The 20,514-nt window shown below is 52.7% G+C and carries 25 protein-coding genes; 2 read left to right on the forward strand and 23 right to left on the reverse strand.

Going from position 1 to position 20,514, the window contains the following annotated elements; all coding sequences use genetic code 11:
- Window positions 1-490: 490 nt before the first annotated feature.
- Window positions 491-2,863 (forward strand): choice-of-anchor Q domain-containing protein, encoded by a 2,373-nt coding sequence (locus BLX24_RS22695; RefSeq protein ID WP_071505507.1) that lies wholly within the window; start codon window positions 491-493, stop codon window positions 2,861-2,863.
- A gap of 442 nt (window positions 2,864-3,305) precedes the next feature.
- On the opposite strand, the gene BLX24_RS22700 is transcribed toward BLX24_RS22695, so the two are convergent.
- The 13 genes from BLX24_RS22700 to BLX24_RS22760 form a co-directional block, all read right to left on the reverse strand.
- Window positions 3,306-5,036: a hypothetical protein gene (locus BLX24_RS22700; protein WP_071505508.1), complete on the reverse strand. Its 1,731-nt coding sequence runs from the start codon at window positions 5,034-5,036 to the stop codon at window positions 3,306-3,308.
- The gene (locus BLX24_RS22705; RefSeq protein ID WP_071505509.1) at window positions 5,011-5,625 is read right to left on the reverse strand and encodes a hypothetical protein; all 615 of its coding nucleotides are present in this window, start codon (window positions 5,623-5,625) and stop codon (window positions 5,011-5,013) included. The genes BLX24_RS22700 and BLX24_RS22705 overlap by 26 nt, the downstream gene beginning before the upstream one ends.
- The gene (locus tag BLX24_RS22710) at window positions 5,622-5,900 is read right to left on the reverse strand and encodes a hypothetical protein (protein WP_071505510.1); all 279 of its coding nucleotides are present in this window, start codon (window positions 5,898-5,900) and stop codon (window positions 5,622-5,624) included. The genes BLX24_RS22705 and BLX24_RS22710 overlap by 4 nt, the downstream gene beginning before the upstream one ends.
- Window positions 5,866-6,111, reverse strand: coding sequence for a hypothetical protein (locus BLX24_RS22715; RefSeq protein ID WP_071505511.1), 246 nt, complete (start codon window positions 6,109-6,111; stop codon window positions 5,866-5,868). The genes BLX24_RS22710 and BLX24_RS22715 overlap by 35 nt, the downstream gene beginning before the upstream one ends.
- Before the next feature lie 2 nt (window positions 6,112-6,113).
- Entirely contained in the window at window positions 6,114-6,707 is a 594-nt protein-coding gene (locus tag BLX24_RS22720) for a phospholipase D-like domain-containing protein (protein WP_071505512.1), read from the reverse strand.
- A complete protein-coding gene (locus tag BLX24_RS22725; protein ID WP_071505513.1) occupies window positions 6,704-7,318 on the reverse strand; it encodes a hypothetical protein in 615 nt (204 codons plus the stop codon). Before BLX24_RS22725 ends, BLX24_RS22720 begins: the two co-directional genes overlap by 4 nt.
- Window positions 7,319-7,386: 68 nt before the next feature.
- On the reverse strand, window positions 7,387-7,620 hold the full coding sequence (locus BLX24_RS22730) for a hypothetical protein (protein ID WP_071505514.1): 234 nt from the start codon (window positions 7,618-7,620) through the stop codon (window positions 7,387-7,389).
- Complete coding sequence (locus tag BLX24_RS22735; protein ID WP_071505515.1) at window positions 7,586-8,110, reverse strand: hypothetical protein; 525 nt, start codon at window positions 8,108-8,110, stop codon at window positions 7,586-7,588. The genes BLX24_RS22730 and BLX24_RS22735 overlap by 35 nt, the downstream gene beginning before the upstream one ends.
- 61 nt (window positions 8,111-8,171) lie before the next feature.
- The gene (locus BLX24_RS22740; protein ID WP_071505516.1) at window positions 8,172-8,606 is read right to left on the reverse strand and encodes a hypothetical protein; all 435 of its coding nucleotides are present in this window, start codon (window positions 8,604-8,606) and stop codon (window positions 8,172-8,174) included.
- Window positions 8,607-8,690: 84 nt separating this feature from the next.
- Complete coding sequence (locus BLX24_RS22745) at window positions 8,691-9,770, reverse strand: hypothetical protein (protein WP_071505517.1); 1,080 nt, start codon at window positions 9,768-9,770, stop codon at window positions 8,691-8,693.
- Between the two features lie 57 nt (window positions 9,771-9,827).
- Window positions 9,828-11,234: a S49 family peptidase gene (locus BLX24_RS22750; protein ID WP_071505518.1), complete on the reverse strand. Its 1,407-nt coding sequence runs from the start codon at window positions 11,232-11,234 to the stop codon at window positions 9,828-9,830.
- 66 nt (window positions 11,235-11,300) lie between these two features.
- Window positions 11,301-11,771, reverse strand: a complete 471-nt coding sequence (locus tag BLX24_RS22755) for a hypothetical protein (RefSeq protein WP_071505519.1) — start codon at window positions 11,769-11,771, stop codon at window positions 11,301-11,303.
- A 24-nt stretch (window positions 11,772-11,795) separates the two neighbouring features.
- Complete coding sequence (locus BLX24_RS22760; RefSeq protein ID WP_071505520.1) at window positions 11,796-12,332, reverse strand: hypothetical protein; 537 nt, start codon at window positions 12,330-12,332, stop codon at window positions 11,796-11,798.
- Between the two features lie 260 nt (window positions 12,333-12,592).
- Here BLX24_RS22760 and BLX24_RS31775 point away from each other — a divergent pair, with 260 nt between their 5' ends.
- On the forward strand, window positions 12,593-15,202 hold the full coding sequence (locus BLX24_RS31775; RefSeq protein WP_083422125.1) for a fibronectin type III domain-containing protein: 2,610 nt from the start codon (window positions 12,593-12,595) through the stop codon (window positions 15,200-15,202).
- Between the two features lie 69 nt (window positions 15,203-15,271).
- Here the strand turns inward: BLX24_RS31775 and BLX24_RS22775 are convergent, their stop codons facing one another.
- From BLX24_RS22775 to BLX24_RS22815, 10 genes are all read right to left on the reverse strand, one after another.
- Entirely contained in the window at window positions 15,272-15,631 is a 360-nt protein-coding gene (locus tag BLX24_RS22775; RefSeq protein WP_143092762.1) for a hypothetical protein, read from the reverse strand.
- Entirely contained in the window at window positions 15,628-16,098 is a 471-nt protein-coding gene (locus BLX24_RS22780) for a hypothetical protein (RefSeq protein WP_071505524.1), read from the reverse strand. Before BLX24_RS22780 ends, BLX24_RS22775 begins: the two co-directional genes overlap by 4 nt.
- A complete protein-coding gene (locus BLX24_RS22785) occupies window positions 16,098-16,283 on the reverse strand; it encodes a hypothetical protein (RefSeq protein ID WP_071505525.1) in 186 nt (61 codons plus the stop codon). Before BLX24_RS22785 ends, BLX24_RS22780 begins: the two co-directional genes overlap by 1 nt.
- On the reverse strand, window positions 16,273-16,932 hold the full coding sequence (locus BLX24_RS22790; RefSeq protein WP_071505526.1) for a hypothetical protein: 660 nt from the start codon (window positions 16,930-16,932) through the stop codon (window positions 16,273-16,275). Before BLX24_RS22790 ends, BLX24_RS22785 begins: the two co-directional genes overlap by 11 nt.
- Window positions 16,913-17,257, reverse strand: a complete 345-nt coding sequence (locus tag BLX24_RS22795; protein ID WP_071505527.1) for a hypothetical protein — start codon at window positions 17,255-17,257, stop codon at window positions 16,913-16,915. The genes BLX24_RS22790 and BLX24_RS22795 overlap by 20 nt, the downstream gene beginning before the upstream one ends.
- Before the next feature lie 2 nt (window positions 17,258-17,259).
- Window positions 17,260-17,436: a hypothetical protein gene (locus BLX24_RS32790; protein WP_177225896.1), complete on the reverse strand. Its 177-nt coding sequence runs from the start codon at window positions 17,434-17,436 to the stop codon at window positions 17,260-17,262.
- Between the two features lie 66 nt (window positions 17,437-17,502).
- Window positions 17,503-17,889 carry a hypothetical protein gene (locus BLX24_RS22800; protein WP_143092763.1) on the reverse strand — a complete coding sequence of 129 codons (387 nt, stop codon included), beginning with the start codon at window positions 17,887-17,889 and terminating at the stop codon, window positions 17,503-17,505.
- Window positions 17,890-17,905: 16 nt separating this feature from the next.
- Window positions 17,906-18,334 (reverse strand): hypothetical protein, encoded by a 429-nt coding sequence (locus BLX24_RS22805; RefSeq protein ID WP_071505529.1) that lies wholly within the window; start codon window positions 18,332-18,334, stop codon window positions 17,906-17,908.
- Between the two features lie 7 nt (window positions 18,335-18,341).
- Entirely contained in the window at window positions 18,342-18,683 is a 342-nt protein-coding gene (locus BLX24_RS22810) for a hypothetical protein (protein WP_071505530.1), read from the reverse strand.
- A 22-nt stretch (window positions 18,684-18,705) separates the two neighbouring features.
- Window positions 18,706-20,151 (reverse strand): hypothetical protein, encoded by a 1,446-nt coding sequence (locus BLX24_RS22815; protein WP_143092764.1) that lies wholly within the window; start codon window positions 20,149-20,151, stop codon window positions 18,706-18,708.
- Between the last annotated feature and the right edge of the window lie 363 nt (window positions 20,152-20,514).

Here is a 20,514-nt window from a genome sequence, read left to right on the forward strand (position 1 = left end):
GCATCGGAAAAGTGGGTCGTTCTCCGCTAATCCAGTGAATATGAAGATCGCTTGAACAATAAGACTCTAGTAGAACTAGGTTGTGGGAGTGCCTCGTATCAATGATATAAGCCAATGACTCCTAAACAGAAAACAACATTGGTCTTTAATGATATTTCTGAACAGGTCAAAAGCGGTCAGGAGGCAACCTGAATACCTTTAATTTTATTCTTTGTGAGTAGATGAAAAGCATGCATTTCAGAGTGGCTTGCAAAATATTGCCGTAGATAAATCACCACTACCTAATCCGTCAATACAAATAAATTAACAGCCATACATTTTTATATATAATACTTATAATCAAGACTTTATCTATTTGTCAATTTCTATAGTTTATCCGATTAATTCTTTATTATTGCATGCCGAAACAGTTACAGAAAATCGTATAATTACTCTGCCCTGATATACGGCTAACGCTTATTCAGCTTCTGAATATACCATTCCTGAACCAATGAAACAACACGTTTACTTACTCAGCTTTCTTCTCCTTTCATTCGTTGCCAGCGCGCAAACGACCTATGTAGTGAGCAGTGCAGCAGACTCAGGTCCCAACACGTTGCGGGAGGCCATTTCACGGATCAACAGCGGAACAGATGCCGCGCCTTACACCGTTACCTTTTCTACTGCCGGTCCGGTCACGCTGACAGCTGCCCTGCCGGCAATCACACGATCCTGTACGATTACCGGGTTCAGTACACTTACACCTGCCACCGCTACCGGCGGCACCACCATAGAACGTTCGGGTTCAGCCGGAAACTTCAGTGTGTTATCGTTTAACGGGACAGGGATAACCGTCTACTTACAGGATTTGCTGTTACAGGGCGGGGCAGCAGGCAGTGGCGAAGGCGGGGCATTATATGTCAATGCCGGTGGCGGTAATGTGACCATCAACCGCTGTCTGATCCGTAATTCCACCGCTATTTCCGGCGGTGGGGCAAGAGTAATTTCCGGTACGCTTACTTTATCTGACTGCCAGTTTGCCAACAACACCGCTACAAATACATCAGGCTCCGGTGTATTTGGGGGGGCTCTGGGAATTAACTGTTCTACCTTCACTGCGAACCGATGTACGTTTACCGGAAACAGTGCAAGATTTGGAGGTGTGTTGGATTCTTTCGCTACCAATGCAACGATGGCAAACTGCACATTTACCGGCAACAGTGCGACCTCTGTTGCCAATTGCATTTACCTGAACCCCGGCACTGCTATGGATGTTATTCATTGTAGTTTTATCCGGAATCTTGGTAGGGACATGGTTCTGGATCTGGATGGGGGAAGTGCACGGATGCTTAATTGTCTTCTGCTTGGAAACCAGAATCGTAATCTTTTCACAATAGGACAAAAACCGACTACTTTGGGGGGAAATGTTAGTGACAATGCTGATGATAGCCGCACGCTGACAGATCCGACCGACAAAACAGGCCTGCGTCTTTTCGCCGGACCTCTGCAACAGAATAATGGCGGACTCGTTGCCACATGTAGCATCGGTGATTGCAGTCCGGCAAAAGATGCAGGAGTCACCTCTTCGACAGCGGTAACTATCCCAACCACTGATGCCAATAATAAGCCCCGGACCGGTGCGCCTGATGCAGGTGCCTTTGAAGTACAGGTGCCAACTTCTGTCAGCCTGACTGCCGGTAACAGCGGGACTATAACCTGCGTGAATCAGGTACTAACGTCATCTTTAAGTGGCGGTACCAGCGGAACCTATGTATTTGCCGGGCCCGGGTTAAGCACCACCACAACCAGTACCACAGCTATCGCCAGTCAGGCAGGTACCTATACCGTTACGGTCACTAGTGCCGAGGGTTGTACTGCTTCTGCCACCACGTCTGTTTTCGCCGATACCGCTTCGCCCGGTATAAGCTTATCGGTGTCCAATAGCGGCATAATTACCTGTAGCACACAAGCCGTAACGCTGACAGCCGGCAGCCCGACCGCCGGGAGCAGTTTCAGCTTTACCAGTCCGGGCGGAGCGGTCCAGACCACAAACCTACTCACGGTCAATACAACGGGAATTTATTCTGTAACAGCGACGAATCCGCAGAATGGCTGTGTCAGCTCGACAACTGCCACCGTTACAAGCAGCACCGAAGTGCCGGGAGTTAGCCTCACCGCGACGAACGGAGGTGTACTTGTCTGCGGAACCCAGACCCTGACCTTAACGGCAGGAAGTCAGACGAACGGAGTCTCCTACAGTTTCACCGGTACCAATCCGTTTACAACATCCGGTAATTCCATTATTGTTGCAGCGCCAGGGCAATACTCCGTAAGCGCCCTGAATCCGGCAAACGGCTGTTTTAGTACCACATCGCTGACAGTAAGTGAAAATCTGATCCCGCCCGGTCCTGTTTCAATAGATAAGAGCGGTGCGATTGGCTGCGGACCGAACAGCGTGACGTTGTCAGCCAGTGCCACCGGGGCGGTAAGCTATACACTCTTACCAGCAAATCAGAGCAGTGCCAGCGGTCAGTTTGTGGTTACCTCAACCGGTTCCTACACCGTAATTGCAGCCAATGGAACGGGAGCGGGCTGTCAGTCATCCGGCACGACTACCGTCAATCAGGGAGTGGGTGCAGTGGCAGGTCCTATGTCACTATCCGGTCAGCCCAATGCCGCCAATCCGGGACGTTTGTCTGCCACCGGTACCGGGGTCCGCTTCGTTTTTACGGGTCCCAACGGATATGTATTTTCGGCGGTGTACCGGTCTTCCGGTACGTATAATGTCATTGCCAACGGCATCATCGCCCCCGGCGTTTATACGCTGACTGTATACGGTACGGAAGGCTGCCCGCCGGCCACCAGCAGCATTACGGTGCAATAGACGCACAGTTCTGTCTAACAAAAATTAGACATCCCGAATTTTAAGCAGACTCAGAAAAAAGAACCTCTTTTCCTGGCTTTGAGCATCACCACAATGCTAAAGCCGGAAAGGGGTTTTATTTGTGGGGTAAGTAGTCCGTCAGAAATGGTTTATATTATTGTAAAAGTTCGTCTTTACAGGACGAGTCAATACACCGGCACTAACGGAATCACAACGGACAAAACCGGAGACACTCTTTGAAAAAAGTGCCATCCATAGTTTGCGAAATTGGCGCCAAACTATATTACTGCAAGCAGACGGCCGGATTTAAAGGCTATCGCCAAGATCGTAGGCGTGAGACATGTTAGTGTAAACAGTTGGCTAACTACCAGCAATTAACTCTTGAGCAACGCCCGGCAATTCAGGCATCAGTAAAAGTAGCCAACCTTTAGGCTAACTACTTTTACAAGGCAAACACGGCATCCATTGCCACCCGGTCGTGGTTGAACTTGTGCTGATAGTGTGCCCCTACCAGTAGTGTATCCCCCGCATCCGAGAAGTGGGTCGTGCCCCGCTGATCCAGTGAAAGCGTCTTTTCATCTTTCTTTTGCTTTTCGTAGCCTTCCTTACCCTGCTTAACCTGCGTGCGCTGCATGGACGTGCGCAGATACTCGGTATTCTGCCGGTTGAAGCTCACACTATACGTATCCTGATCACCGCCCGACAAGGCCCGTCCCCACAGCTCATACCGGTACTGATAGCTGGTGGTTTGGCCAATATACACCATGTTCACCTTCCAGCCCTTTCCGGTCAGCCAGTTGGCCACATCTTCCGCAAACGATACGGGGTCCTTGGCAGTCGTGACGTTTGCCGTGTGGTCATAATAGAAGTTGACTTCTTTACGCGGGTGATGGGTATAGTACGCACAGAACTGATCAATCAGCTGCCGCAGCTTCTGGGGGTGCATCACATACAGCGCATTGAGAATCTTATAACTCCGGCCAAACAGCTGCCCAACGGCCAGTGTATTAATCAGCGCGTTATTATCCATTGCCATATCCAGGGGCGCATAGCGGTTTACATCCCCGTCCTTACGCGAATCGCTGAAGTTACCCTTCCCGAATTCCTGACTCTCCACATAGCTGTAATCAACGTGATCATAGGCGTGCTCATCGGTCAGATCCGGATAGAATGCGTGCTCGGTCACGGCGGGTTTGCGGTTGAGAATTGCCGTCGAAAAAATAAACGGCGGCAATTTCTCTTTCAGTTCCTTGAGCTGCTTGAGACCAAAGCCGTGCAGGTTGTCAAATGTGCTGGCATAAGAGACATAAACCGTGTTCGCCCGTATGGCATCCCACTGAGCCTGGAAACGGTTAATCTTCGCCACGATGCTCTTCCGGCGCGCGGGTGACGCTACCAGTTCCGAGTTCAGCTCATACAGCTGCGCCTGAATGGCCAGCAGCGCCTGAATCCGTTTGGGGTCCATGCGCTTCTCCTGCTCCAGGATCCACTGGGCTGATGCGGTCGTGGGCATATCGGTACAGAACAACAGGCTGTGAAACTCGGGGATTCCCCCGAAATACCGCTCGTCGCCCCTATTGGTCATCAGCAACTCGTTATCCAGCGATTGCTTGTTGAGCAGCTTGGCTTCGTCGCCGACGATCCAGTGCACGGTTTTCCCGTTGGCTGATCCCGGCCGGTCCTGACTGACCATGCTGGCCACGGCACCATTCCGGAAGAAAATACAGTGCTCCGCCGTCAGGGGCCCCACAATCGGCTCGGGAATATTCAGGCTCTTCGGCGGGCGCTCGCGGATCCAGAAATCACGGCCGCGCTTCCAGCCCATATTCTCCCAGCCCTTCACCACCGGCGGCAACGTCCGTTCGAGCAACTGCAGGTAGGTGGCCCCCACAAAACAGCCGTGGCCACGGGGCATCACCTGCACGTTGCGGAACGTACGGGGCGCAATGCGGCCTTCAGACTTTCCGGTACCACGACCCCAGATGGCATACTCTTCCCAGGCTTCCACGGCCATCGACCGCAGCTGGGGCTTATTGTAGTGCAGCTGGCGGGATTCGGTTTCGGCAGACAGCCCCTTGTACTGGCCGATGTGGGCCAGCTCCAGCAGCAGATCCAGATCGCCTTCCAGGAGACCGGATATAGCCAGGCTATCGGGCAGGTTTGTCGCTGACATCGGTAAATGCATCAAACAGTTCGTCTTCCTTACGGCGGTCTTCGGCCATGATGTCCTTAATGAGCTTATTGAGCTTATCTTCCGGAATCTCCTTCGCGCCCAGCTGCGTGGGGTTGTAGTTGAGAATATTGATCACCGTTTTCTGCTCGGCGGCCTGCGTCGGCTGATCCAGCCCCAGTATCGACACCAGCAGCTTTCTCAGCGCCGCCACCGACCGGAAATCATTGCGGGCCTTCGCTTTTTTGATATCATCCTTCAGCTCGGAAACCTGCATCACCTTCTCAAAATCAATATTGGTAACCGAGATGGCCCCGTAGAACCGCCGGCAGTCGTTGATGTAGTTGTAGGCGGTGCGCTGAGAGACCCTCTGTCCGTCGATCTCCGCTTTGCGGAGAATCTCCTGCACCAGTTCGGTATCGCGGGCGTAGCGGCCGGTATGGAGCTTATTGTATATCCACTCCCACCACTTCACCTGACGCTCCAGATCGGCGGGCAGCGTCACGCTGCCCGTGCCGTCTTTCCACCAGCGCTGCACCTGATCAAACTTATCGGCCCATTTCTGGCCGGCTTTTTCCAGATCGGTTGTCATAATTCGCGGGATTCAAGGTCGAGCAGGATGCGGGCGGCCATCGTCTGGGCCGGTCCTGAGCCCTGCTTTGCCTGGGTGAGGATCGTTTTATGTAATTCGGCTTTGGTCCTGAGCTTCCCGCGCTGGTAGGCCTTGTAGGTATCGCTGCTCTCGTAGAGCAGATCATCCAGAAACTCATCGGTATCGACGGCCAGAACAATGGCAATCTCGCCGGGAGCCAGCAGCAGGCTGGCCAGCTGCTCAGTCTGCTCCAGCTGTTCGACGGTCAGAAACATAATTAGTGTGGATTTCGTATTTGTGAATTGTATCACCTGATTCCGTATCAAGTGCAGCACCGACCGGCAGAAACCGAACGCCGTTTTCACTGGCCAGCTGTGCAAACCGCATCAGCAGTTTTTCATCGACCGCCCGGGCGTTTTCGCTCACATCAAAACTGATGATGGGGTCGCCGGTGAGTTTGTTGAGATCTAAATTGATGGTGATCATGATTAGTCAAATGGTTTGGATTTAGCGATTTCGGCCTCGATCCACTGGCGGTGAAAGGCCGCCACGTCGGCGCCTTCCCTGAGGATGCCGCATTCGATGCGCGGATTATTGGTATAGTTGGCAGAGCCGATCAGACTGAAGCTCCAGTGCTCGTTCTGAATCACCGTCACCTTCGCGTGACAGATCGAGGTGCGGATGGTGGCCGTCTGGTGTTTTATGAACGCATACACCGCCGGATTGCGGACCTGTACGCGCACGTCGAGCAGCAGCTGCAGCGAGCGGATCGTGTTGTCCGCCAGTTTCTGCACCAGCTGACGGGCCGGCTCTTCGGTCATGCTCCAGGTAGCGATCCAGACGTCGGCAGGACCTGTCTGCTCCAGCAGGTGAAACAGCAGATCGTGCGATGACCACAGACCGGCCGTGGCGTAATGAATCTCCTGATTCCGGGCAACGGGCGGCCAGCGTTCCTGCAGGGTCTGCGTAGCCTTCAGCAGCAGGTTCTGCACGGGATTACCGGTTGTTTTCTCCAGAATGGAGGGCTCGCGGTGCTGCGGCACGCTGAAATCACCGATACTGCTTACATCAAAAAGGCTCATGTCAGCTGCCGTTCAATGGTGTATAATTCCTTGCGGTAGCCTTCCAGCCGCTCCGCCAGCTCCGCTTTTCGTTTTTCCGAAGTGGCCCGTATAATCTGACGGGGCAACCGGGAGCAGTACGTGCGCAGCGTATTGCGCCGGGCAATCAGCTCGGCATCGGTAAGCTGACTGACGACGACGTCTTCATCGGGCATATACCCGTGGGCGTGAAAGAAATCCTTCTTTCCGTAGATACCGTCCAGCTCTGCGGTAATATCCAGCACGCGGAAGGCTTTTTCCCGCAATGCGTCGCCCTGCGAAGTGCCGCTCAGCCACAGGCTGCGCATCTGCTCCTTAAGCACTACGCGCTCATCCATCAGCCGGCCCGCACCGGCCAGCTCCTCTTTCAGGTGATCCGGATAGGCGGACTTTTTCGCCTTCAGCTCCGACTCCAGCTGGTCATGGCGGGCCTTCAGCGCCTGGTGGAGTTTGGTCCGGTTGTAGTCGTCGGCGCCCTTCATCAGCATAGTCAGCAGAAAACCCCTGCCGATGAGCTTTTCGTAGAGCAGTACGCCCTGATCGTAGCCAGGGGTGGCCAGCCAGTCAGCCAGCAGGGACAGTTCGTTTTCCATCTAAAAAAAGAAAGAGGCCCGGCAGCAGCCAGGCCTCTTTGCCGGTTTATCGTGAAACACACACGTTACTAAACTTTCAGATACGGTACCTGCTCCGGAAACCCGAGCAGGTAATTCAGCTCATCAGCCGTGAGCTGCTTGAGATCATACGACCGGCCGCCGAAGTCAATCACGACCGGACCGGTGATATCCAGACCGATGATCGCATAGGCCTGCGTGCCGGTTTCGCCTGTGGCCGTATATTGTACTCCTTCCGGAGCCGGCTCATCAGGCAGCTGCTGTGAGCGGGACCGCTGCCGCATAGATCAGGATGTTTGGCTGGTAACTCATCACCGTCAGCTCGGAGCCTTTGCCACGGCCCGACACCAGACCCGTTTTGGGTAGTCCCATCACGTAGGCAAAGAACTTATCGGTACCGATCTGAATCATTTTGCCGTCCGGCAGCGGCACGATGAATACAAACTTGTCGTTTTTAGCATCGTTGATGAACTGCACCCAGTCTTCAGTCAGGCCCGGATAGAACATTTTAAGTTCGGGTTTGAATGACTTGCCGTCAAACTCCCCGACTTCACCGTAATCGAGTTGAGACGTATCCAGCGTTGTGTACAGCTGATAAAATTTCTTGCCGGTCTTCATCACAAACGGCTGGGTGTGCACGTAGGGATTGGTGGCATTCTGGGCCGGTGCCGCATAGGTCTGGATCTCGCTGACTTTTGCGTAGTAGACGATCTGCGCCGTGCCGCCCATGTTGTTTTCGGTCCCGTCCGGACCGAGTAAATCTTTATAGGCCATTGTCGTAAAAAAAATGGTGTTGGATATAGCGTTTCTGCGTCCTGAATACTGTGAGGGTCGTTTAGTCTACCGGTTTCAGATCACCCACCCCTTCGCTGATCAGCTCGCGGGCCAGCTTCGTGTTTTCCTGCAGCTTTTCAAACGTCACAATCTCACCCTTCCAGCGGAACTCCGAAACAAACTCGTAGTCCGTGGCGTCGATGGTCAGTATCTTCTTTTTGGCAGTTTCTCCGGGCCCTTTGGCAGCTGCTTTCTTGAGCTCTTCAATCATTGCGCCGGCCTGGTCAAGGTCCGTTTCAATGTCAGCGATGGTTGCCGCCTGCGCCGTGATCTGCTTTTCGGCATCCTTCAGCTTTACCTTGTGCTCGTCGAGCTGCTTTGTGGTCTCGGCAAGTTTGGCCTTTGTAGCGTTATGGGCCTTTGTAGCGGCCTCCAGACCGCTCTCCAGTGTTTTGACCTGTGCTTCCAGCCCGGCCACTTTTTCCTCCTGGGTCATGTGTTTTTTCAGAAAATCCGGACACCGGTAGCGGTGTCCGGACAGATGATGACAATAAATTAGCTAACTCATTACCGGCCGGGCCTACGCCTGGTCGTTCAGGTAGAGCGTTGACAGGTCAGCGATCTGACTGGCAATGATCATCTTGTAGATGTAGTTCGCCCCGTGCAGGGTCTCAATCATTTTTCCGATCGAGTCCATATCCGAGGTCACATCCGTACCGAAATACAGGTTTTCCTTCTGGGTACCGATCAGCCGCTGCGAGCCGTTCATCCAGGTTACCGGCTTCAGCACCCACTTGTTGGCCGAACCGAAAATGTACAGACTGACGGAGCCGGGCACCTGGAACATGCTCGTACCGTTCTTGAACTTCTCGGCCAGTGCCAGCTGGTATTTGCCCATTACGTTATAGCTGCAGTAGATCGTACCGCCCAGCTTCTGGTGGGCCGGCAGCATCGACATGTAGAAGCCCGTTACCTTGTCGTAGCAGTTGGTTTCCGTCAGCAGACCGGTAGCAATCTTATTGGCAGCCGGCAGGTTGGCGTACTCGGCATTGATGATCGTTCCCAGACCGTCACCCAGACACTTGCCGTTGATGTTGACCCACTTTTCCGGGTTAGCCGTCGGCGACTGGTTTGCCGTTGCAGAAGCCGTACACTCAAAGAAGTCGGTACCGAAGGCAACGCGCTGACCGGCCGTGTACGAGTTACCGGCCACGTAGTCGGCAATCGCCTCGGGATCGACCGACAGGTAGAACTCGTCGTTGATCTCGGCGCTGAGCGTTTTCTGCTGTTCATCCCAGAAATACTGGGCAAAGCCGCCGGGATAGGTCGGGGCATTGGCCGCCAGGCCTTCACTGAGGAAGGTCTTGCGCAGCTCTTCCGGAAGGACCTCGATGATTTTCATCGATGTGCGCGGCACGATGGTCCGCTTGCTCCACGTACCGGCCTGACCCGATGCCCGGTTGACACTGGAGTCGTAGGGCCGCAGGCCTTTTTTGCCGGTATACTTTGGCAGCACGCGCGGGGCGCGCAGGTTACGCAAAACCGTTAAATCCTGTACAACATCCAGACTATTGACAATACTGGTAATAATCTGCGAACGATACTGGCCGGCGTAGTTGTTAATCGCGGTGATGTCGTTCACCGCTGTTACTTTTCCCATGGGGTGTAGATGAATGGTTTAAAAATGGTATGGATACAGTCTGGTTCAGCTGTCTGATCAGGCCTTGCCCTTCAGTCTCTGCAATTCCCGGTCGGTTTCCGAGATAAAGGTTTCCTGATCACCGACTGTTGATTGCTCCTCTGTCTTGCCGTCACCGGATGCTTCCGCGCCCGGCAGTTTGGCATACTTTTCAGCATTAGCCTTGTGGGTGTCCCGTTCGGTGGTCAGCGTCGTTACCTGACCTTCCAGCGTCGTCACTTTCGCGTTCAGGGCATTTACCTGGCCCTGAAGTGTACCTGCGTCGTCAATCTCTTTCTGACTCACAACGGCCACATTATAGCCCTGCTCCGCCATTTCCTGATTGATTGCCTTCACATGTGCTTCTGTGATATCGGCGGCAGCCAGCCCGTGAATAGCGGCCAGGCTTTTGAATTTTACATAACCTAACATATCTGTATTTTGAGATTGAGACGTGGTTGGGGCGGCTGAGCCGCTTTGGGGGGCAACGGTTACCGTTGCGCCGGACGAACCTTCCTGCCGGGCGGCATGCAGTTCCTGTACTTTTGCGATCGCGGTATCCAGATTACCGAATCCGTCGATCAGACCGAGTTCAATGGCCTTTGCCGCGTAAAAGACTTTTCCGGTGAACGGATCGCCGGCTTTCAGATTCAGCCGCTCGCCACGGCCTTCGGTTACCGCCTCACGAAACATCGTTGCGGCGTAATCCAGATCTTCCTCCAGCAGTTTGGTATCACCTTTCAGGGCATCCTTGTAGGGCTTGTTCTTATCGGGCGACAGGGTGGAATAGACGGCTATTTCCTTAATACCGTCCTGCTCCAGCTGTTTGGTGTTATCCCGCAGGCGGACAAATACCCCGATGGAGCCGACCTGATCGGTTTTCTGAGTGGCATAGATGTAATCCGATCCGCAGAACGCCCACACACCGGCCGAGCAGGCCATGCCCTCATTGATTACCGTCACAAACGGCTTGGCCGGATCGCGTACCGCATCATACAGCGTCGGCGTGCCGTTAAGCTGACCGCCCGGCGTGTCGACCAGGGCAATTCCTCCGATAATAGCCGGGTGCGCGTATGCCTTGCGGATGAGCTGTGCATATTCTTCGGTACCGATCGTGCAGCAGTTAGACTCCTTCATGATCGGCCCGCGCACATCCAGGATCAGGATTGAACCTTCGGGGAGTTCAGGATCGTCGATGCTGTATCGCGTAGCAGTTCCGGCACTCCCGGAATCGCTGCCAGCACGGAGGCAGAAGGCATGCGGCGGCGGACCGCTTTCTTCTTCGGTGTCGGAGTCGTCTGATTGTTCACTGGCCAGAATGGTTCTGAGGTCTAATTGACCGTTAAAATATGCGTCAACCTGCGGCATGTACTGCCCCGCATACGTGGGCTCAATGGCCCACGTATGGCGGAGCAGTGCAGAGATAGTACGGAATTGCCGGTTCATGGGGTGAAAATTCCCGAAAACACCCCTGAACCGACGGGCCTGGTTCTGCCATACTTTCGGTGGCGATCAGATAATGACCGGCGCCGGTGTAGTCGTGCTGCCCGACAGGGTAATGCTGTAACCCCTGCGGTCGGGAACGGCGCTGCCGGTATTGAAGGCCGATTTCAGCGAGAGCGGTTCGATAATTGTCCCTACGCGCCGGTAAATGCCGGCCTGATCGTAGATCTGCGCAACGAACCGGTAATTAGCCCAGCGGAACAGCTCCCGCCGGTAGGCGGCATTGTCAGACGGCAGAAACAGGGAGATTTTCGGCATCCAGACGGGGCCGTTGTCCGTCTCGTCTTCCGGCTCCTCGAAGCCCGGCGTATTGGCCGTCGAATAAATGGTAAACCAGCGGTAGCCCTGCCGGAAGGAAACGGCGGCGCTGACCTGCCCGTCGGCCGCTGCGGGGAAGGACGCAAAGCCAAAAGTCGGGCATACCTGAACGCTGACCAGGCTGCCCGGATTATCGGTGTTGGAATAAAGAAGATCCTGCATAGGGCGAAGCTATCGCCGCCAGGCTCAGGAAAACGGGCCGGGTTCCGGCATTTGCGGCACGGTCGCTGAAAAGGCGTGCTGCACCCCGCTGCGGACCCGCTTGTAGATGTGCATCAGGCTGTCTTCCGTGACGTCGTCTTCCGAGAGATCGTAGCGGTCCACCCAGGCGCGCAGCACTTCCGCATCGGACTGACACCGCCGGTCATTAGCGGCCAGCAGCTGCACCAGTTCATTGTGCATGCTGTGCAGCACCAGCCGGTTAAAAATACCTGCCTCCAGCTGATTGAGCAGCAGGTTGCGCCGGGTATGATGACGGCCGGCTATCAGTACGTGCAGTTTGTCGCTGTACTGCGCCTCGAAGTAAATCCGGCGGTGATCGCGCTGATGGCGGCCGACCACTACGGTAGTTTTTTCGATCTGACAGAGCGCCCACAGAATCGAGCCGAACGGGGGATTGTCCACGTGGGCGACAAGGGGATTACCCTCCAGTTTTACGCTGAGAAATTTACGCACGCGCGGCAATACGGGTACCGTGTAGTGCAGGGAAGTATTAGCTGTCATGAATGGGGAATATAGTCATAATATAACGAAAACAGCCGGCACTTCCAATGTGTTCGCGTACAGATTACACAAATAACGCGCCAGTGGTACCGGCAATCCTGCATTTTATCAAACCGAACTGTACCATGCAGTTTACTCAGCTACCGGCTCTTGTCACAGTTGCAAACAGCTTTAACCAATATATTAGCAGGATTTTCACTTACTTTTGCAGGATTTTTCAATTCAATTCCACTCGTAAACACATCCAATAATTCCGGTTTATGCATTCACAACCAGTTACTATCTCATTAAAGCATCATCTACTCATCCGCTTTTTCCACCTGAATGCCTTTTTGCTACTACTGATCACTTATCCGCTTTTGGGACAAACCCAACAGGTTATTTCCGGAACTGACAACCCTTCGCTTTACGAAAAAGCATCCGTCAGTTCTATTAGTGATCATAGCACGTTCAGTAGTACTACTACTCCAAATAATTTAACAGATGATAGCCTGCAGGCTGAAACTGCTTTTTTGGCCTGTGGAATACCAACAGGCTTGTCAGAAGATGTTGGCTCCTACAAGGCAACTGTTAAATGGTTTCATATATATAATACCGGAGATTATAATTTGCGGTGGAGAGCCGTCGGGGCAACTGACTGGCAAACAGCAACGAACATTTGCTGTACAGCGTTTACGCTTGAGAACCTGGAGAAAGGGCGTACTTATGAATGGCAAATCCAGAAAAATTGCAACAACGGTACGTTTTCAGATTTCACTCCGTCAAGACAATTTACAACAACCTGCAGCGCGACAAACATAATTTACGGAGAATCACCTACAAGTAATACTATTAAACTACAATGGACAGGGAGCAGGTATTATACCTATAACCTTCGCTATAGGCCCACCACCAGCCCGTCAAACTGGACAGTCATAACTGGTATTGAGGCCCCTGATCTGGAGAATGTATATACACTCAACAAACTTACAGGTTATACTAATTATGAGATTCAGCTACAGACTGCCTGCGACCGGAATGATGTTTCTACATTTACATCCAGTTATACTACGACTACGTCTTGCCGTATACCCAGTTTATTAGAGGTTTCATCATCTTTAAATCAGGCAACCTTTAACTGGATAGCAGAACCGGATGTAAAGTATTCATTATTTTATCGGTCCGGCAACAGTGCTCCCTTTCTATCTATCAGCAATTTAACTACATCGCCATTTAACCTGACAGGCCTATCGCCTAATCAGGCGTATCAAAGTTTCATTCAAATCAATTGCTCAGATGGTTCTTCATCAATAACTAACTTTATAAACTTCTCAACCATCTGTACTGCGCCAAAGTACGGATATCAAAAAAAAACATTCGTGATAGCCTGGCAGTCCTTAGGAAGTGGCCTGCTATACGAAGTGCAGTATCGTCAGTCAGGGCAAAGCACCTGGACCAATAGCATGACAACTACAGTAGCAGAAACAACCCTTCCCGGCGTTAACCCAAACACGCAGTATGAGTGGCGTGTCAGAGTACAATGTAACAGTCAGACTTCATCAGATTGGTCTCCGATCTTTACCATGCGAACCGGTTCATGTAATCCTCCTGTAAGCCTGAATTATTATTCCGTTGAAGGTGGTGCCGCGATTTTGGACTGGAACAGATGGGAAGATGAAAAGTACATACTGCAATGGCGATCTCAGGGCCAGTCGGAGTGGGTTACTGATACTATAGAGGGTGACCATTATTACCTGACAGGCTTAATGGCTGGTAAGACCTATGAATGGCGTGTAGCATCTCGTTGTGGACGGGACATGATTTCTGACTTTTCCACCATTCAAACGTTTATTACAGAATGTTCTAATAAGTTTTTTTTCAGCGGCATCTCTTATGCTACTAATACTGATGCCGAAATATACTGGTCAGGTCTTCCCGGGGTTAAGTATCAAATCTCATGGCGCAAACTTGGTACAACCGACTGGAATGTATCAAAGTACGTATCACCGGGTTATACAGGTAAAGCTTTTTATAAACTCTCAGGTCTCTCTCCGTATACAATTTATGACGCAAAGGTTCAGGCATTTTGCTCTGATGGCAGTACTTCATCCTTCTCAGATACACAAACATTTTTAACACAATGCGGCTACATTGGATATTTAAGTGAAGTAATTAAAACGCCTACAAGTGTAGGTGTAAGGTGGGGAGGCCCGGAAACAGGAACAAGTTACACTATTCGATGGGCAGAGTTCAATCAGCCCTGGCAAGGCAGTGCAACTGTTAATACCAATAGATATACAATCAAAGGACTTAAGCCATTCCGGACATATCAGGTAGAAGTTAAGTCTAACTGCCCAGGCGCTCAAAACTTTTTCAGTGTAGTTAGTACCAATACTCAGTGCGGCTTTATTTGGCCTGACAATACAATCAGCTCACTGTCATCTACCTCATTAGCTATGACCCTTAGCGATAGTGCCATAGGCTTTGATACAAAAATTTATTATTTATCATTAAATCGCTCACGATCTGACGCACAATCGATATCTATCAAAAAAGCACCCACGGCCAGCATGTCCGGCTTAACCCCAAATGATATGTATATGGTCCAGCTACTCCCTGACAGATCCGATTGCCAGGAAGTTCAAAGTATCGTTTATGTGCTGCCTCCTTCCTTAACCCGTTCTGCAACCATTTACTCGGTTACCAACGGTAACTGGGATAATCCCGATACCTGGTCAGCCCGCAGAATACCGGATAAAACAGATACTGTCGGCATACGCCATACGGTCACAATACCGGACAACACCACGGGAACGGCAGAGTACATTATGTATTATAAAGCCGGCAGAATCATTCAGAAATCCGGTGCCCGGCTACAAACCGGATATTAAGTAATACTTTCCTGAAGCCGTTTTGTATAACGGCTTCAGGAAAGTATGCTTTGTTAGTCCGGCACTACTTTACCTGCTGGCGGTACTTTCCTTATGCACTCTTTTAGGTAGCGCGGGAAATACCCGTTCAATGGCGCGGGCAGCTTCAGCCGGCGTGGCGTAGGCCCTTGTTTTGTAGCAGACTACCGTATCAGTCAGCCCAGCTGAATTCGCCCGGTAGCTGATGAGTACACCGTGAAATCTGTCATCGATGATAAATACCGCATGGTCGCACTTATTCAGACCGTGATAAACCACTGTCCGGGTAGATGACAGAATCCACAGGATCAGCATCAGACAGATCAGGATAATTACGATCAGAATAACCGGGTGCTCGATGGCCATCGGGTGACCATAGCGTCTTTCGAAAAGAAAATGCTCTCTGATCATTCCGCTTCAGGATAAATGTGGATAAATTCAGTAAAACACGCCTGAATCGCATGCCAGGTAATACAATTCAGCGACCGGAAACGGTCATTATCTTCTTCAACCATCATGTATCCCGCCTCGCTGGTCAGCAGTTTCAGCGAATCCCCGATTTCACCGGGCCGGAGTTTTCCGGTTTTCAGAAAATTGCTTACGATCTCCGCCGGTGTCTTGTGCAGATTAACAGTCAGACTCATCATCTCAAGATAGCGGATGAGATAGCCGGCCAGCCTGCGCGAAACAGGATATACCTCGTGATGGGGCCGGGCCTGCCGTTCCAGGGCGGCAATCTCGCCCATCAGAAAAAGTACGTCGATGAACAGATTGGACTTCTGTAGATCAGGGTCGGCTTGCTTCTGGTGCTCTGCTTCATTTACCAGTTCAGTTGCAAAGTCTGTAATTAATATATCCGTGTAAGTCTGGATGGTCATCAGAATATAGAGGTTTGACTTGTGGGTGTCTGATTTAGTTTTGCCAGATCAGCGGCCAGTTCCTTATCGATCATGGCCTCAAACTTGTCCATGATCCGCTTATTCTCCGGGTGCCTGTGCTGCTGATATTTCTGCTTTGCGTGCCAGTACTGGAGTACCAGCACGCGGAAATCGCTATTTTCCATCCCGCAGAAAATTGAAGATGTAGATCACGTTGTGCTCCTTCTGCATGCTGCGCGAGTAGAGCCAGCCGGCCTTCACTTCCTCGTAGTAGTATTTTTTCAACAGGCCCTTATCGCCGTGAGTCAGTTCATTGCCCACATGAATATACGTCTGTGTGTGCCGGGCCAGCTGAAGCTCATCGACGCCGTACACATTACCCTTACCGGTTTCCGTATTAAACCGCTCGGTAATCCAGCAGCCCACCACAACCTGAGGCTTCATCTGCATCACCGCATGATTACCGGTTATCTTCAGCACGTCATCCGGATACTGAACTCGGGGGATGCCGTTCAGATCGTACAGTTCTCTGACGCCCGGCAGATTGCTTTGCTGTAAACAGGAATCAGTGACGGGGATCCCCAGCGCACGGCCGACCGCCCCGTTGCCGGCTCCGATCTCAATGGCCGTGCGGTCGCCGATCTCGTCTTCCAGAAAACGGATCAGTTCCGTGGTCGGCAGCTGATACACTGCATGCTTGTGACAGAATGCCGACAGCTGCTCCTGGCTGAAGCGGGCCAGATCCGCTGCGGGAACCGGTATTAGTTTCCCCACGGGCATAAGCAGCGCCTCCAGCTCAGCGGGGACAGTGGAATTAATAAGTGTTCCGTTCATCTTTCTGAAGCATTGAAACCTTAACCTGTGAAACAAACTGACTTTCCATAATCGAAATAGCCTTGCGGAAAAGTTCGGCCGCATCCATACCATTCAGCTGGCCGGCATTATGGATTATCGCCGTTACGCCGTTGCAGAACCCGAACAGCAGGGCATTAATCCCCATTTCTGTATACCGGCCTTCACCGTCATGCCACTGGTCCAATGGCAGGTTATGGCTGTATTCCACTTCGACCTGTCGCGCACTGGTGGTGCCACTTTGGGTGGCCGTTGCGTCGATCCGGACAATGGCCTCGTAGGTGAAGTCAATTTTGATACCTTCCATGTTTAGTTGCGTTGATGTTGACAGAGGCGTTTCTGAATGTGCTGCATGATGTTTTCGGCCTCCCGGATCAGCTCCGGATTATTGATTTGCCTGGCAGCAAGGCGGGCTTTTGCTGCCAGCAGGTACACAGCGACCTGATCGGCTTTGGCCGGTTGCGTTGTTTTCCGTACGTTTGTCATGGTTTTTGAAGTTGGCCCCGGGTAGTTGTTGGAAGCGATACCCGGGGCTTTTTTTATTGTGAGAAATTAAGTTGCGTAATCGCAGCCGGCTACCGTTTTCATCACGGCCGCCAGCCCTTCAGCTGTCAGCGTTTCCACCGGTAACAGATCCCTGTGGATTCCGTCTGTATACCACTCCGGATGAGCTGACAGAAATTGCAGCAGGCCCACCCAGCTGTAGGTACTCAGCTCAATCCGCACCGGATCGGAGACCCCTTCGGGATTATATACTTCCGGACTTTTCCCCAGCTGATCGTAGGTTACCCGGTAGTTTTCCGCTTTCAGCAGTTTCCGGGCAGGCAGCACCAGAAACGACGCCCCGCGGACCATATAGTGAAAATCCGGCCATCTGCCCTCCAGTGCTGCCAGGCACTCATTGTTGGCGCAGAACTCCAGCCGGTGACAGATATTCATCCGGTTACCGTACTGATCATTGATCCAGGCCAACAGGTGGGTCCTGACGGGATATATCATCCTGAAGCTGACTTTTTACAATGGCCGGCAGCTGACTGAGAATTACCTGATATACGCTCAGCGGCCGGTTGCCCAGATTAACCAGGGCAATATCCAGCTGATTGAGGAAAGACTGCTCGGCCACTGAAAGCGGAACCCGCTGCATCAGCTGGTGCAGCACTTTGGCTACCACCAGCCTGATCTTAAACCGGAAGCGCTTGTTGTGGCGTTTGCGGTGCCAGCTCTCCAGATTCCACGCCGACCGCTGCTGCACGTACTCCTGTAGCACCAGCACCTCGATGGTCAGCTTCCGGGTCTCCGTAACGTAGATATACTGCAGGTGCCGTTTAAGAAACTCGGCCAGGGCCAGCCGCTCGGCCGGATACAGGTGTAATTCAAGATTCATAGTCCGATCAGTTATGCCGGTTCCATGTCCAGCCCGCCCGTCGTTCAAACTGGCAGATCTTGTCTCCCCGGTTACCGTCAAAGCTATGAAAAATGGCCGCAGCTTCTACCCTGCCCTTCCAGCCCGGCGGCGTTTCGAATTCGATTTTCTTCTGCCACAGCGATGTCCAGTAACCGACATTCTGGTATATCTTCTTTCCCCGGTGCTGCACATCGTACGAGTAGCGCAGAACCGAGTTCCCGTCGATGAACCGGACGACGACCTGAATGCAGGCCTCCTGCTTCAGCGGATCGGCCGCGCCGGGATTCTGCGGTTTGGGTGATGCGGGGGGGTGTGTGCTTATTGTCATGGATTATAACTGGTTTAAAATGTTACATTGGTTGATTTGGTCTCAGATCCACGCCGATACCGGCTGCCAGTTCGTGGAAGCGCTTCAGGGCGGCTTCCCCGTAGCGGGCAATCTGATTTTCAAGGAACCGGTAGGCCTCGATATAGGTCTTCAGCTGAAGCTGCTTCGGGGCGCGGCCGACGCGGTGGCGGTGCAGGTTGCGGACGGCCAGACTCACCCGCTGGGAAACGTACGACTGGCGGTAATGGCGGTAATTCTCGTCGATCCAGCCGGCCGTTGCCCGGAATCCGCGCAGGTTTTCCCAGTCAAAGAATCCCGTTCCGGATTTTACCTGCGCATACGGCTCGGGAATCCACTTGTCCGGATGGCGCTGGTAATAAGCCGCCACCAGATCCACGCGCTTAAAGAGCTTATCCTGAAACCCGTCCCATTCGCGGTCGGTGAGCGGTGACTGGAAATTGCCGTACACGCCGAAGAGAATGCTGCGCAGAATGACCCGTTCTTCCTGCTCTGACCACCGGCGGGCGGTGTAGAGCACCTGTCTGGCATACGCCCAGAAACTGCGCACATAGCCTTCGCGCATTTCCAGCCGTTTTTGCTCGCTCATCGACGGCCGGGGCCGCTGTGTACCCGTGAGCCTCGCTTTCAGCCTCGCACCGGCCCCGTTTGGGTTTTCCACTGCGTTTTCCACCGCCCGCGCCCCCCCCGGCCCCTTGTCTCCGTTTCCGGCGCTGTCCGAAGGTTGGGACTGACTTTCTGTCAGTTGCCTCTGCTGCGGCCGTTCGGTGTCGCTGTAATTGTCGCTGTGCTCAGACATAAGGCGCGTATGCTGCTTGTCGCTGTGCACATTTCCACGTTTATATGTTTCAGTTTCTTTGTCTCTGTATGTTACAGTGACTTGGTATGCGGAGGAAAGCTCCGTTGATGACTGAGCGAATTGCGGTATTTCTGTCTGAGAAACAACGCTATCCACATGCAATTGTGCAATACCGACCAGCTCCCAGAATTCGGCCTGTTTGGGCCCGAAAAGCACCTGCTCGTTGATCCGGATTTCATAATCAGAGCGCGAGCCGTGCCACTTGTAGAAGCTCACCAGACCGACCTTCTGGAGCTTTCTGACGTGGTCGCGGGCCTGCCGGTCAGACAGGGAGCGGCGCTCACCGATTTTGACGGAATTGGTAAACAGCGGCGGCAGCTGCGGATTACCGGCCGGATCCAGAAAGGCCGCCTTGCCGGCCTTAATGAACAGGGCTTCGCAGTAGGTGACATAATCCTTGATCAGCCGCTCGCCGGTGGCTTTCACGTTGGCAGAAATCTCTTTGGGCTGCCAGGGAATCTGAACCGGCCGGCCACGGCGGGTAGTGGTGTAATACTGCACCGGAACCGCCTCGTTCAGCTGCTGCACCTGTTTGTGCCAGCGTAGCAGCATATCGCCCTGTGAAATCGGTAAACGTACTGGTTTACGCATAATGAACTGAAAAGTCGTTGAATTTGGGCCCATCCCCTTCGGAGGGACAGGCCCGGAAATAGACAGCTCTGCTGTGGCCTACTTCGGTGGTGATGCTCCGGGAGTCGAACCCGCTGCGGCAGCCGTCGGCTGCTTCTCCATAGACGGCATCAAGATGGGGCCGGGACCAGTGATCCCGGCCTATCCAAACTACGTCTTGTAATTTTCCCTTAAACCCTGGCAAACGGATTTAGCTCCCTGCAGCCGGGGTCGAACCGGCACCTCCGGACAGGTTTTCTGACATCGACACCTGATGCTGTCCGGCGACTTACCCTTTGCCTATGCGGGAGTATTTTCCTGAAGCTGAGCGGGCCGAAACGGCCC

Source organism: Arsenicibacter rosenii, from assembly GCF_001870735.1.
GTDB lineage: Bacteria > Bacteroidota > Bacteroidia > Cytophagales > Spirosomataceae > Arsenicibacter > Arsenicibacter rosenii.